The sequence below is a fragment of the Tropicibacter naphthalenivorans genome (genome assembly GCF_900176475.1).
GTDB lineage: Bacteria > Pseudomonadota > Alphaproteobacteria > Rhodobacterales > Rhodobacteraceae > Tropicibacter > Tropicibacter naphthalenivorans.
The window spans coordinates 24262-37765 of the sequence record NZ_FWXX01000009.1 but is presented as its reverse complement, the minus strand read 5'-3'; the positions used below and the strand labels follow the sequence as shown (position 1 = coordinate 37765).

Annotated in this window: 13 protein-coding genes and 1 tRNA gene; 5 read left to right on the top strand and 9 right to left on the bottom strand. The window is 61.9% G+C overall.

The features are described from left to right. Positions 1–35: 35 nt before the first annotated feature. Positions 36–965, bottom strand: coding sequence for a hypothetical protein (locus B9A11_RS16470; RefSeq protein WP_058248964.1), 930 nt, complete (start codon positions 963–965; stop codon positions 36–38). Further along, on the bottom strand, positions 958–2184 hold the full coding sequence (locus tag B9A11_RS16465) for a hypothetical protein (protein WP_058248965.1): 1227 nt from the start codon (positions 2182–2184) through the stop codon (positions 958–960). Before B9A11_RS16465 ends, B9A11_RS16470 begins: the two co-directional genes overlap by 8 nt. Before the next feature lie 161 nt (positions 2185–2345). Between B9A11_RS16465 and B9A11_RS16460 the strand changes: the two genes are divergently transcribed. The 5 genes from B9A11_RS16460 to B9A11_RS16440 all read left to right on the top strand — a co-directional run bounded on the left by B9A11_RS16460 (position 2346) and on the right by B9A11_RS16440 (position 6205). After that, the gene (locus B9A11_RS16460) at positions 2346–2666 is read left to right on the top strand and encodes a helix-turn-helix domain-containing protein (protein ID WP_058248966.1); all 321 of its coding nucleotides are present in this window, start codon (positions 2346–2348) and stop codon (positions 2664–2666) included. Further along, entirely contained in the window at positions 2663–3583 is a 921-nt protein-coding gene (locus tag B9A11_RS16455; RefSeq protein WP_058248967.1) for an ImmA/IrrE family metallo-endopeptidase, read from the top strand. Before B9A11_RS16460 ends, B9A11_RS16455 begins: the two co-directional genes overlap by 4 nt. Before the next feature lie 398 nt (positions 3584–3981). Next, complete coding sequence (locus B9A11_RS16450) at positions 3982–4479, top strand: DUF2924 domain-containing protein (RefSeq protein ID WP_083499935.1); 498 nt, start codon at positions 3982–3984, stop codon at positions 4477–4479. Positions 4480–4481: 2 nt separating this feature from the next. Then, entirely contained in the window at positions 4482–5813 is a 1332-nt protein-coding gene (locus B9A11_RS16445) for a recombinase family protein (RefSeq protein WP_058248968.1), read from the top strand. Further along, positions 5810–6205, top strand: a complete 396-nt coding sequence (locus B9A11_RS16440) for a hypothetical protein (protein ID WP_058248969.1) — start codon at positions 5810–5812, stop codon at positions 6203–6205. Before B9A11_RS16445 ends, B9A11_RS16440 begins: the two co-directional genes overlap by 4 nt. A gap of 53 nt (positions 6206–6258) precedes the next feature. Here the strand turns inward: B9A11_RS16440 and B9A11_RS16435 are convergent, their stop codons facing one another. The 7 genes from B9A11_RS16435 to B9A11_RS16405 form a co-directional block, all read right to left on the bottom strand. Next, entirely contained in the window at positions 6259–7257 is a 999-nt protein-coding gene (locus B9A11_RS16435; protein ID WP_058248970.1) for an exonuclease domain-containing protein, read from the bottom strand. 75 nt (positions 7258–7332) lie between these two features. Further along, positions 7333–8169, bottom strand: coding sequence for a protein NO VEIN domain-containing protein (locus B9A11_RS16430; RefSeq protein ID WP_058248971.1), 837 nt, complete (start codon positions 8167–8169; stop codon positions 7333–7335). A 349-nt stretch (positions 8170–8518) separates the two neighbouring features. Continuing rightward, a tRNA-Ser gene (locus B9A11_RS16425) sits at positions 8519–8608 on the bottom strand. Positions 8609–8800: 192 nt separating this feature from the next. Next, positions 8801–10411, bottom strand: coding sequence for a glycerol kinase GlpK (gene glpK / locus B9A11_RS16420; RefSeq protein ID WP_058248972.1), 1611 nt, complete (start codon positions 10409–10411; stop codon positions 8801–8803). Between the two features lie 145 nt (positions 10412–10556). Continuing rightward, a complete protein-coding gene (locus B9A11_RS16415; protein ID WP_058248973.1) occupies positions 10557–12278 on the bottom strand; it encodes an ABC transporter substrate-binding protein in 1722 nt (573 codons plus the stop codon). 71 nt (positions 12279–12349) lie between these two features. Beyond that, complete coding sequence (locus B9A11_RS16410; RefSeq protein WP_058248974.1) at positions 12350–12625, bottom strand: DUF2160 domain-containing protein; 276 nt, start codon at positions 12623–12625, stop codon at positions 12350–12352. 14 nt (positions 12626–12639) lie between these two features. Then, positions 12640–13503 carry a carbohydrate ABC transporter permease gene (locus B9A11_RS16405; protein ID WP_058248975.1) on the bottom strand — a complete coding sequence of 288 codons (864 nt, stop codon included), beginning with the start codon at positions 13501–13503 and terminating at the stop codon, positions 12640–12642. Position 13504 lies beyond the last annotated feature (1 nt).

Here is a 13504-nt window from a genome sequence, read left to right as displayed (position 1 = left end):
ATGGACGGCCTTGGAGATGGCGGTGGCTGACCGGATCAGGGCTCGATCCAGCAGTTTCCGTCGGCGTATTTGATGAACGAGCGCCAGTCGTCGCGACCGCTGAACACCTTGGAAAATGAATTCGTGCCGTCCTTGTAGCCCGCTTCATACAACACGGCTTCTGTCAGGCATGTTGCAGAACCTGTTTCGTATGCATCGAACAACACGTTCAACAAGCGACGCTGCTTGGGGCTCTTGAAGGTGAGGGTTTCGCCTCGCAGCCAGACGATGCCGTAGTCATCCGAATGATCGATCGGGAAACGACGCTGCACTTGTTCGGGGAACACCCGAGCCCCGAGGACCTGTGCCGAGATCGCGAGCCTTGCCGGATCGCCCGCAACATCCGCCACGTTGATGATGTGGTTGCGCTTCTGGGTGGTCTCAGGGATACGCTCGCCGGGTGTGGAAGTCAGAATGATGCGGATTTCCTGCGGCGGCTTGCGTCCGATCAGCGCCTCGAGCTGAGCCCAGACCCCCGGATCGCCAAGCCGCCGGGCGAACCAGATGGGCACCTGGGCCTTCGCTCCGGCGAGCTTGATGGTTCCCACCTCCCAGACGAGATCCGTAACCAAGGGTGTCGGGCGTGAAGGTCCGGCACGCTCGAACGCCACCAGAATCTTGGCAAGAGCCAGACCGTAGTCGACCTTGCACGCCGCGATGTCCTCATGGGCGACCTTGACCCAGCGGCCGGTACTGTCGTGATAGCCGTAAGATTTCAGCTCAGCCGACCAGGTGGCCTCGACCGGCTCATCCTCATAGTCGTCCATCGCAGCGACGACGGGGACGTGCCCGCTCGGCACCAGCAGCTTGGCCGCGATCAAAGCGTCGGTCGCGCTGCGCGAAACCTGGTGCAACGCCAATGCCTGGAGCGACATGCTGCGGGCTTCCATGGCCCGCAGCAGAAGGTCGACCGCACGCTTACTCAAGGACGTCGCCTTCGTCGTTGTCGTCCTTCAGGATGCCCCAGAGCCGCAGATACTTTTCGCCGATCAGGCGCTCTTGCGGGGTCATGTCCTTCAGGTTGCAGCCATGCGGCATGGTCACGGTCAACGACAAAGACTTGCCCCGCCCACCATCGGGGCCCGGGTGGAACTTGATGGTGAAGCGCGCACGGGTGACCACCCATTCCGCCACGTCGCCGGTGCCACCCAAGACACGCGCGCCGCCACCGATATCGAGGCCGATCCGGTGTTCCGCCATCTGCCAGATCGTCCGGTCGGCACCCGACATGGATTCGAGCGTGATGCGCTCCTTCGGATCGCCCAGATCCATCAGGCGCAGTTCCTTGACGGTCACGCCGGCAATCCCGTCGGCCGGATCACTCGGGAAGTCGAACGGCCGCAGCAGCATGCTAAGATCGTATTCGCGCCACGGCAGCGCCTGCTCTTCATCAAGGGTGATTCCCAGCAGGTCGCGCGCCATGTACCGGGTCAGGTCGATCCGGTCCTCGCGCGTCTTGGCCACGACCTCGATCACGCCGGTCGCAGCCTCATAGGTCAGCGCCGCCTCGAAGACCGGCTTCACGATCCGACGCGACAGGGTGCTGTTGGCATCGAATCCCAGCGTGTCCTCGGGACGCCCCTCCCGGTAGACCGCGACCTGGACCAATTCGCATTCCTCGCCCTCGAGGATCACCCGGTGGCGGTCGAAGATGTCGACATGGACGTTGGGCGTTTCGAACCGTTCGCGGATCGCGGCCGTAAACGCGGCGAGCGAGACCGGGTCCTTCTTGACCGCGAGATCGGGATCGACGCCGAACCCGCTCCACGACCGCGTCCGGCGATGCTCGTCATTGTAGCGCACCTCCTCGGCTTTGCGGAACCGATCGTACTCGTTCAGGAATACCCAGAGCGAGCGGTTGTTGGCCCCCTGTAGCGTATCGAACACCGCGCGGTTCAGCACGACGTTCTGCAACGCGTTCTGGCCGGGTTCATCCGCCAGCGCCGCCACGCGGGCCGCAGCGAGAACGACACGCTGCTTTTCCTCATCGGACATGGCGTCGACGGCGTTGATCAGCGGCTCCACCACCTCGGGCTCCGGCTTCGTCCAGTCGATGGGCGCAAGCGAGGTGAACCCGCCAGCAGTGAAGTAATCCTGCAGACGGATCACGGGGGTCTTGCGAAGGAACGCGGCGATGGCGGTCATGAGAGCCCTTTCTTTGGCCGGGGAGGAGGACGGAATCGCGAAAATGCGATACGATGTTGTTCGATATATACCGAACAAATTGCCACGTCTACTTGCGCGGCACAATTTTGTTCGGCATAGCGAACAAACGTCCTGCAACCAAGGAAACCAAGGATGATACGATGACCACGTCCCTCGGCGCGAAGATCAAGCGCCACCGCAAGGAAAAGGGATATTCCCTCGACAAGCTCGCCGAGCTGACCGACTCCAGCAAGAGCTACCTCTGGGAACTCGAGAACCGTGATACGCGAAAACCGTCGGGCGAGAAGCTGACCCGCATCGCCCAGGCTCTGGAGGTCACGACCGACTACCTGCTCGATGACAGCGAGGAGCCCAGCGACGAGGTTCTGAAGGAGGCCTTCTTCCGCAAGTTCAGCAAGCTCGATCCCGAAGACCAACAGAAAATCAACCAGATGATCGACATGTGGGGGAAGAAGGATTGAGCCTGCCGACGACGCCGAAGGGGTGGGCGATCCGCCTGACACAGATCCTGTCGATGGTGCAAGGAACGCATGGACTTCCGCGGTTCCCCATCGATGTGGCCGCGCTGGCGCAGGATTTCTCACGTCAGGTGTTTCCGGACGCGCCAATCACGATGGTGCAAGGGCTGAAACTCTCCAAGGGCGTCGAAGGCATGCTGATGCCGCATCCCAGCGGCTCCGGCGAGTGGGGCATTGTCTACAACGAGACCATCCGGTCGCCGGGGCGGCGCAACTTCACGCTGGCCCATGAGCTGGGGCACTACCTCCTGCACCGGCAGGCCAACCCGCGTGGGCTGGAATGCACCAGCCGTAACATGGCCGACTGGGATGAGGCACGGAACAGGATCGAGGCGGAGGCGAACACATTCGCCTCCTACCTGCTGATGCCCCTCGACGATTTCCGCGAGCAGATCAAAGGCCGGATCATCGACATCGACGTGATGACCGAGCTCGCGGATCGCTATGCCGTATCGCTGACCGCCGCGATCCTGAAATGGATGACCATCACCGACAAGCGCGCGATGATCGTGGTCGGCAAGGAAGGCTTCATCGACTGGGCCTGGTCCAGCGAACCGCTGTTTAAGTCCGGGGTTTTCTACCGGGCACGGCAAGAGGTGATCGAATTGCCGCCCGCCTCGCTTGCCGCGCAAGAGGTGGACGGAGAAGAAGGCCGCTACGGCTGCCGCCATCCGGCCGGCGTCTGGCTCGGCTCTGAACCGGTCCACGAGATGACGGTGTTCTCGCCCAGCAATGACCAGATGACGATCTCGCTTCTGCTCTACCCCGACCGCGCCCCGTCGCGATGGGAGATGGCCGATCTGGAGGAAGAACCGGTCCTCGACAGCTTCGACAAGTTCATGGACGGCCGGACGGGTTGATTCGCCACGACCGCCCGACCGACATGAGCGCGCGGGGACATTTCAGCTACGCAGATTTTCGCCACGGCGCGCAGCGCCCCAATTAGGTCGTAATAAACTGATTTTCTTGATATTTTTCTGATTTCGCGACACATTTTGCCTATCACAACAGTCGCGAAAACCCGCCATGTCCATTCCCCCCGAAGACCCGGTTTCCGGGCCCAATCCTCTTTGCCCTGAACGCATGTCCCCCGATGCCCGACTTGCCGAGTTGGGCCGCATCCTCGCCGCGGGCGTCGTTCGCCTGAACGCCGGGAAGTCCAGTTCTTTATCGCCCACCGAAGGAGACAGTTCCGTGGACTACCCGCTCCGAAAGAGCGGTGGTCGTCGCAGGAAACGCATCCGCATCGGAGGAATTGATGAAGCATCACAGTAAGATATCGCCGCCCAAGCCCGGGCAGGACGTGCGCCTGGACCAAAGCGTCCTGTCGCGCATCGCCGCGCTCAAGGTCATGTCGGTGAAAGAGCTGAAGACCGAATGGGAACGGCTCTTCGGCAGCGCCGCGCCGAACAACAGCCGTGCCTTTCTCGAGGCCCGCATCGCCTATCGCCTGCAGGAACTGACCTATGGCGGCCCTGATCACGAGACCCGCCGCATGCTGGACCTGCTTGCCGACGAGGTCGAGGGCGTCTCCCGCCGCAAGAACCAGATCGCGGATCCCCGTAATCCGGTGGCAGGCACGCGGCTGATCCGGGAATGGAACGGGGTCGAGCACACCATTACCGTGCTGAAGGACGGTTTTGAGTGGCAGGGCCGCAAATACAAATCGCTCTCCGGCATCGCGCGGGAAATCACCGGCGTGCGCTGGAACGGCTATCGTTTCTTCGGGCTGCAGGTCCGACCGCGGGAGGTTTGACTATGGACATGAACACGCGCCCCGGCCGCCGCCTGCGCTGCGCCATCTACACCCGCAAGTCGAGCGAGGAAGGGCTCGACATGGAATTCAACAGCCTCGACGCCCAGCGAGAGGCCTGCGAGGCCTATATCGCCAGTCAGAAATCCGAAGGCTGGGTTGCCACCCGCGACCGCTATGATGACGGCGGCTTCTCGGGCGGCAATCTGGACCGGCCGGGGCTGGAGCAGTTGCTCGCCGACATCGACGACGGGCTGATCGACGTGGTCGTGGTCTACAAGATCGACCGGCTCAGCCGCGCCCTGATGGATTTCTCGAAGCTGGTCGAGGTTTTCGACCGCAATGGCGTCACCTTCGTCTCGGTCACGCAATCCTTCAACACGACCACCTCTATGGGGCGCCTGACGCTGAACATCCTGCTCAGCTTCGCCCAGTTCGAACGCGAGGTCATCGGCGAACGCATCCGCGACAAGGTCGCCGCCTCGCGCAAGCGCGGGATCTGGATGGGCGGCTATGTGCCGCTCGGCTACGATGTGCAGGACCGCAAGCTGGTGATCAACGAGGCTGAGGCCGCCTCGGTGCGTCGGATCTTCGAGCGCTTCGTCGAACTCGGCTCGGCCACGATGCTGGCGAAGGAACTGCGGCGGGAGGGGTTTCGCAGCAAGCAGGGCACGCTGATCGACAAGGGCTACCTCTATCGGGTGCTCCGCAATCGCGTCTATCGCGGCGAGGCCGTCCACAAGGGCAAGGCCTATCCGGGCGAGCACGAAGCCATCGTTACCGACAAGGTCTGGGATCAGGTCGACGCCATCCTGCAGGGCAACCGCCACGCGCGGTCCAGCAACAGCCGCATGCAGACGCCCGCGCCGCTGAAGGGCCTGATCTTCACCGACACCGGCGCGGCGATGACCCCGACCGCGACCAAGAAACGCGGCAAGCTCTATCGCTATTACGTGTCGATGGACGTGATCAAGAACCGCACCACGGCGGATGACAGCGGCGGCGATCAAGCACCGGTCCGCCTGCCTGCGGGCATGGTCGAGGACGCCATCGTCACCGAGGTCCGGCGCATTCTGCAGACGCCCGAGGTGGTCACCCAGGTGCTGGCGGTGCTGAAGCGCGATCAGGTGTCCGAGGCCGAAACCATCGCGGCGCTGCATGATTTCAACACGCTCTGGGCGCAGCTGTTTCCGCTCGAGCAGGCGCGGATCATCCAGCTTCTGGTCCGGCGCGTCACCGTCACCGCCGCCGGGCTCGAGGTCGACATCCGACGCGAAGGCGTCGCGGGCGTCATCCGCGAAATGATCGCTCCGCGCGACATGGAGGCCGCCGATTGACACGAAGCAACGACACGATCCGCGTGCTGATCCCCCTGAAGCTGCGCAAGAAGAACGGGCGGCCCAAAATCATGCCGCCCGCCGATTACAGCCCCAGCGAGGATCAGACGCAGGACCCGCACATCCTGCGCGCCATCGGCCGGGCATGGGGCTGGCGGCGTCGCATGGAGGCAGGCGAGTTCGCCACGATCCAGGAACTGGCCGAGGCCGTCGGTCTGGCCGAACGCCATGTCAGCCGCCAGCTGCGTCTCGCCTATCTAGCGCCAGAAGTGCTGAAGCGCCTGACCTGTGGCCACGAGGCGTCGGCGGTCAGCCTATACGACCTGTGCTTTCTGGCGGGGGAGACATGGATGGTGCAGGCTGAGCAGGCGTTAGACAAGACCACAATTTGAACGTCGAGGTCGGCCCGATACTCCCACAAGCATTCGGCGCAACTTCTCAACTCCTAAAATTTCAAATCGCGCTTGATAGGTTTGGTAATTGCTGTGCCAGTTCTGTTAGTAAACCGATCTCGCGACTCAACTTCGTATATGATCACCTCCTGTGCGATAGTTTCAGATTCAATGTAGGAGAGATCACTTTCGGCATCTTCAGACGTAAGCGACTTGTAAGATTTAAGGAAACTTGCTCGTCCACCGGCAGCTTCTAAAGCAGGCTTGTACCGGAAACCTCGGGGACTCAGCGCGTTCTTGAAGTGCTCAAAGACATTTGGGCGCTTGTTTTTTCCATCAAGGGCCACTTGTATCATGCCTCCCTTTACATCAGAACCAGCGACCAGTTCTGACCATGCGGTCTGCCCACGTTCGTCAACATGATTGAGCAAATAGGCAACGGCAATAACATCTTCGAGCGCATCATGTGCTTCATAAAAATATCCTAGCTGACACAGAGCCAGTTCCAGCTTTCCAGCCAACCCGCGCGCTAGCCAGTTGACATCTGAGAGACTGCATGCCCAAGGGTTAGCCTGGAATTGTGGGAAGAACTCTCTCTCCAAAGCCGGGCGATCAAACGAGGCATTATGGGCGATCAAGAGTGTCTCACGGCTCCCTATGAAATCAGTTAACTCGCGGGGATCAATACTTCTTCCTTGAACATCGGAGTTTTCTATTCCGGTAACGAGTGTGGCCTCGTGTGAAATATTTATTCCAGGATCATGAAGGGCCTTATACGAGTTTCCTATTCTGATAATTCTGCTGTCTTGGTAGAAAACCTCAATCATGGCCACCTGGGTGACACCTTGATCTTGATAGCCTAAGCCAGTTGTCTCCACGTCAATTATGACAGCTCTATTTTCTGCACTTTTAGTGCCAGCGCCGAATCTTCCGTTGAAATCGTCGATGCTGATTTTCTTGAGGACCCGGTATCTTTTGAGGATCTCCGATTCCCCCATGCCCGCCAGATCGTCACTTATGAGTTGTTGCCAGACTTCTTGGTTTTGCTTCAACTTTTCCTGCCCGTCTTATTGTTGGATTGCTGTCTTACGATCTTATATGCCGCCATTTTTTACCTTTGTAGAGGTTCAATGAAAACTCGCCTGAAAGGACGTCGCGGTCAGCGAGACATGCGCGTCCAGCGGCGGGTGCAGCTCGAACGCCTTCGGCTCGCGCGCGAAGTTCCAGAGCCGGAACAGGGACCATTCCGAGCGCCGCTCCTCGGCCACGGCCAGCTCGTTGCGGCTGATGTGGAAAGGGGTGCGCTCCCAGCCATTCGTCGTCTTCACCTCGATCAGGCGCGGGCGGCCATCCGGCGCGAAGCTGGCGATATCGTAGCCGGCACCATCGCCATCCTCCTCCGACACCCACCTGACCTTGCGCGCAAGATCGTCGCGGCCCGCTGATTTCAGGGCGGCTCGTTCGTGCGCCAGGACGCGCTCCTCACCGGCACGGCCGAGGGCGCGGTTTCGCTCGTCTCGCGCTGCGACATCGAATTTGCGGGCGATGTGCAGCATCTGCTCCAACTCCTGCGGCGGCGGCTGGTTCGACAAGGTGGGCGGCGGCCCGATCCAGATCGGCCGCGCCTCCGCGAGGCCGGTCGTCGCTCTGGTACCCGAATGGCGGCCGAGCCAAGCCGGGTTCAGCGCTAGCCAACGCGCCACGGCATCCACCAGCGTCATCTGGAAATTGAAGGCGGGCTTGTAGCCCGGGATCCAGTCCTCACCCAGCCCCTTCAGCACGGCGCTGATGTTCTGGTGCTTGAACTCGACCGATCCCTCGGACCGACCGTTCAACAGGGGTAGAAGCCCGCGCCGATGCTCGGCCTTGTTGTAGGGGCGACCAGAGACGTCGTCGGCCAGCATCGCGAAGTAATCCGCAACGATCAGGTCGTTCTCTTGATCTGCCCAGGCCCCGTTCGACATTTCGCCAGGCTAGGGGCGGAAACTGCGTTTGTCATCAGAGACTTCGCGCAAGACTCCCAAGATATACCAACGATCACGCCGCCCGTGTCGCGTCGCCATCCGCTTTGAGACAAGCCGGAACCAGCGAAAAACGGGCGCAACGCGACCCCGTCAGTTCATTGAAATGTATGGAGGTTTTGAACCCGTCTCGCCCAGAGCGAGGGGCGGGTGGAAAGAGACGGTGGGCGTTTGGAGACCGATCTCGCGCAGGCGGCCAGTCTCCGAAGGGCGGATGGTTCCTGCAAACCCCTTTGACACATAAAGAAAAAGGCCCCGCGAGGGACCTGTTTTCGGGTTTGCACTGTGCAAGTGGCGGAGACGAAGGGATTCGAACCCTCGAGACGGTTTCCCGCCTACTCCCTTAGCAGGGGAGCGCCTTCGACCACTCGGCCACGTCTCCGCCGACGGGTATAGCTGGCCAAACGTCGGATTTACAAGGGCGAATTTCACTTTTTGAGCAAAACCAAGGAACAACTTTCAAGCCTCTGAAAACGCGGGAAAACCCCTTGGCTTGGCGGCCGGCCCTGCCCCGTCACCTCCGCCAGAGGGGCGGGTTTTCAGCCCGTCACACCGCCAATTCCCGGCAGACGGATCAAGAGGCGTAGCCGATCGTCGCCTCGACCGCTTTTTTCCAACCTGCGTAACGCACGGCGCGGGTGTCTTCGGGCATCGCGGGCTCGAACCGGGCCCCGCTGGACCAAGTGGCCGCGAACTCTGTCATTGCTGGCATCAGACCGGCCTTGTGCCCAGCAAGCCACGCGGCCCCCATGGCGGTGGTCTCAAGCACCGTCGGGCGCTCGACCGGCGCGCCGATGATGTCCGACAGGAACTGCATGGCCCAATCCGACGCGCTCATGCCGCCGTCGACCCGAAGGGTCGCACTGTGACTGTCGCGAAGGGTCGCACTGTGACTGTCGCGAAGGGTCGCACTGCGACTGTCGCGAAGGGTTGCACTATGACTGTCGCTAAGCGTCGCGGCATCACTTTGGCCGAACCCGGTTTCGCCAGCGGCGCTCATATCCGCCATCATCGCCTCGAGCAGATCGCGGGTCTGGAAACCGACGCTTTCCAGCGCGGCGCGGGCGAACTCCTGCGGGCCGGAATTGCGCGTCAGACCAAAGATCGCCCCGCGGCATTCGGCGTTCCAATAGGGCGCGCCAAGCCCGGTAAAGGCGGGCACCATGACCACCTCCTGGGCGTCGTCGGCCCCTTGCGCGAGTGGCTGCGTTTCGGCTGCGTCCCGGATGATCTTGAGCCCATCCCGCAGCCACTGCACCACCGCACCCGCAATAAAGATCGACCCTTCGAGCGCGTAGGTCGGCTTGCCGTCCAGCTGATAGGCAATCGTCGTCAGCAGGCGATTTTGCGACCGGACCGGCGTGTCGCCCGTGTTGATCAGCGCAAAGCACCCGGTGCCGTAAGTGGATTTCAACATGCCCGGCTGGAAACACGCCTGCCCCACGGTGGCGGCCTGCTGGTCGCCCGCGATCCCAAGGATCGGGATCGGCGCCCCAAACAGATCGGCGCGCGTCTCGCCAAAGTCGGCGGCGCAGTCGCGCACCTCGGGGAGCATGGACATGGGAATGCCAAGCTTGTCGCACATGGTCTGCGACCAGCGGCCCTTGCGAATGTCATACAGCATGGTGCGCGCGGCGTTGGTGGCATCGGTGACGTGCTGCGCGCCGCCGGTCAGGTTCCACACCAGCCAGCTATCGACGGTGCCAAAGGCCAGCTCTCCGGCCTCGGCCCGCGCCCGCGCGCCCTCGACGTTGTCGAGCATCCACGCCACTTTGGTGGCCGAGAAATACGGATCAAGCAGCAGGCCGGTGCGGTCGGTCACGACCTCTTCGAAGCCTTCGGCTTTGAGAGATTTACACAGCTCGGAGGTGCGGCGATCCTGCCAGACGATGGCGTTGTGGATCGGCTTGCCGGTCTTGCGGTCCCAGACCAGCGTCGTCTCGCGCTGGTTGGTGATGCCGATGGCGGCGATGTCCTCGGCTTTGATCCCGGCGCGCTCCATCACGCCGCGGCAGGTCGCCGCCGTCGTGGTCCACAGATCGCCGCAGTCATGTTCAACCCAGCCGGATGCGGGGTAATGCTGCGGGAACTCTTCTTGCGCGGTGGCGACAACCTGAAGATCGGTGTCGAACAGGATCGCGCGGGTCGAGGTGGTGCCCTGATCAATGGCAAGAATATGGGTCATGCGGGCCTCTCGTGGGGGGAGGGTTTGGGCGGCGGGGCGCTGTGGCCTCGATCCGAAGAGAGGCCAGAAAACAGGCGAACGGCCGAAAAATCAAGGGATGGGAAAGCGGTCGGGGCACCGCAAAGCGCCCCGACCAAGACTTGGGTTACTGCCAGGACTTGATCAGCTCGTCATAAGCGATCGTCTGGGGCGCCTCGTCTTCGTTGTCCAGCTTGGCCTTGGGCGAGCCGGGCTGCGAGAGCCATTCCTGCGGGTCGATCTCGTCGTTCAGCTTGGGACCGATGTCGCCCTGAACGCCAGCGCGCTCGAGCCGGGCCATGACCTTTTCCTGATCTTCACACAGGGCGTCCAGCGCTTCTTGCGGAGTTTTGGAGCCGGACATGGCGTCGCCGATGTTCTGCCACCACAGCTGTGCCAGCTTGGGGTAGTCAGGCACGTTGGTGCCGGTGGGCGACCACGCAACCCGCGCCGGGGAGCGGTAGAATTCCACCAGACCGCCCAGCTTGTCCGCACGCTCGGTAAAGCTGTCGTGCTGGATCGTGGATTCACGCACGAAGGTCAGGCCGACATGGGCTTTCTTGACGTCCACGGTCTTGGAGGTCACGAACTGCGCATACAGCCACGCGGCCTTGGCGCGATCGACCGGGGTCGATTTCATCAACGTCCAGCTGCCCACGTCCTGGTAGCCGATCTTGGTGCCCTCTTCCCAGTAGGCGCCGTGCGGCGAGGGGGCCATGCGCCACTTGGGCGTGCCGTCCTCGTTCATCACCGGCAGGCCTTCTTTGACGGTGTCCGCGGTAAAGGCGGTGTACCAGAACATCTGCTGTGCGACGTTGCCCTGCGCCGGGATCGGGCCTGCCTCGGAGAAGGTCATGCCAGCGGCCGCGGGGGGCGAGTACTTTTCAAGCCATTCGATGGCCTTGGTCACAGCATAGACCGCTGCCGGGCCGTTGGTCGCGCCGCCGCGTGCCACACAAGAGCCCACGGGCTGCGAGTTCTCGTTGACGCGGATGCCCCATTCGTCGACCGGCAGGCCGTTCGGCTCACCCTTGGAACCGGCGCCGGCCATGGACAGCCACGCATCGGTGTAGCGCCAGCCCAGCGAGGGGTCTTTCTTGCCGTAGTCCATGTTGCCAAAGACCTCGCCATCAACGCCCATGTGGCTCAGGTCGCGACCGGTGAAGAATTCGGCGATGTCCTCATAGGCCGACCAGTTGAGCGGAACGCCCAGATCATAGCCAAAGGCTTCCTTGAAGTCGGCCTTGTTCTTTTCGTCGTTGAACCAGTCGTAGCGGAACCAGTAGAGGTTCGCGAACTGCTGGGTCGGCAGCTGGTACAGCTTGCCATCGGGCGCGGTGGTAAAGTCGGTGCCGATGAAATCGCCAAGGTCCAGCGTCGGAGAGGTCACATCCGCGCCCTCGCCCGCCATCCAGTCGGTCAGGTTGCGCACCTGCTGATAGCGCCAGTGCGTGCCGATCAGGTCAGAGTCGTTGACATAGCCGTCATAGATGTTCTCGCCGGACTGCATCTGGGTTTGCAGCTTTTCGACCACGTCGCCTTCGCCGATCAGGTCGTGGGTGACCTTGATGCCGGTGATCGCGGTAAAGGCCGGGGCCAGCACCTGGGCTTCGTATTCGTGGGTGGTGATGGTCTCGGAGACGACCTTGATCTCCATGCCCTGCATCGGCGCTGCGGCGTCAATGAACCACTGCATTTCGGCCTCTTGATCGGCGCGGGACAAGGCCGAGAGATCACCGATTTCTGCGTCGAGGAACTGCTTTGCGGCGTCCATGTCCGCAAATGCCGCCCCGCCCGTCAGGCTTAGCGCCACCGCCAGTGCGGTGGTGGATTTCAACGAAAAGTTCATGTGGTTTTCCTCCCTTATCGAACTTGATGTTGGTTCCGCCGCCCCCTGTGACAGGGGCGCGCGTGTTCACGTCACACCCAGCGAAACACCGCTGCGGCGTAGATCGCGCAGACGCCAAGCGCCCACGGCTGCGTGTCGGGGCCAACCAGCCCCAGCCACGCCAGATTGATGAAGGCGCTGCCCAGAAGCGTGATAAACAGCCGGTCGCCGCGCGTGGTTTCGATCCGCAAAACGCCAACGCGCGGCGTTTCGGGGAATTTGATCGCGAGGATCGTAAAGAGGATCAGAGCCAAGGCGATCACCATAAAGAAGATCGCGGTCGGCCAGGTCCATGCCATCCAGTCCATTGATCAGACCTCCCTTAGACGCGGCCCAGGGCAAAGCCCTTGGCGATGTAGTTGCGCACGAAATAGATCACCAAAGCCCCCGGCACGATGGTCAGCACCCCTGCCGCCGCCAGAACACCCCAGTCGATGCCCGACGCGCCTTGGGTGCGGGTCATGATCGCGGCGATGGGCTTGGCGTCCACCGTGGTCAGCGTCCGCGACAGCAGCAGCTCAACCCACGAGAACATAAAGCAGAAGAAGGCCGCGACGCCGATGCCGCTCGCAATCAGGGGCATAAAGATCTTTACGAAGAACTTCCCGAACGAATAGCCGTCGATATAGGCCGTCTCGTCGATCTCTTTCGGCACGCCACGCATGAAGCCTTCGAGGATCCACACCGCCAGCGGCACGTTGAACAGACAGTGCGCCAGAGCCACCGCGATATGCGTGTCGAACAGGCCGACCGAGGAATAGAGCTGAAAGAACGGCAGCGCAAAGACGGCGGGCGGCGCCATACGGTTGGTCAGCAGCCAAAAGAACAGGTGCTTGTCGCCCATGAAGTGATAGCGCGAGAAGGCGTAGGCCGCGGGCAGCGCAACCAGAAGCGAGATCACCGTGTTCATCACCACGTAGATCAGCGAGTTCACGTAGCCCATGTACCACGCCGGATCGGTGAGGATCGTGGCATAATTGGCAAAGGTCAGATCGCGCGGGAACAAGGTGAAATCGTTGAGGATCTCTGTGTTGGTCTTCAGGCTCATGTTCAGCAGCCAGTAGAGCGGCAGCATCAGGAACAGCAGGTACAGGCCCATGACGATGGCCGAGGTGTTGACCTTGATCCGGCGGCGGGGGGTCGCCCCGCCAGCGGTCAGGGTGTCGGGAGTTGTCGCGTCAGTCACG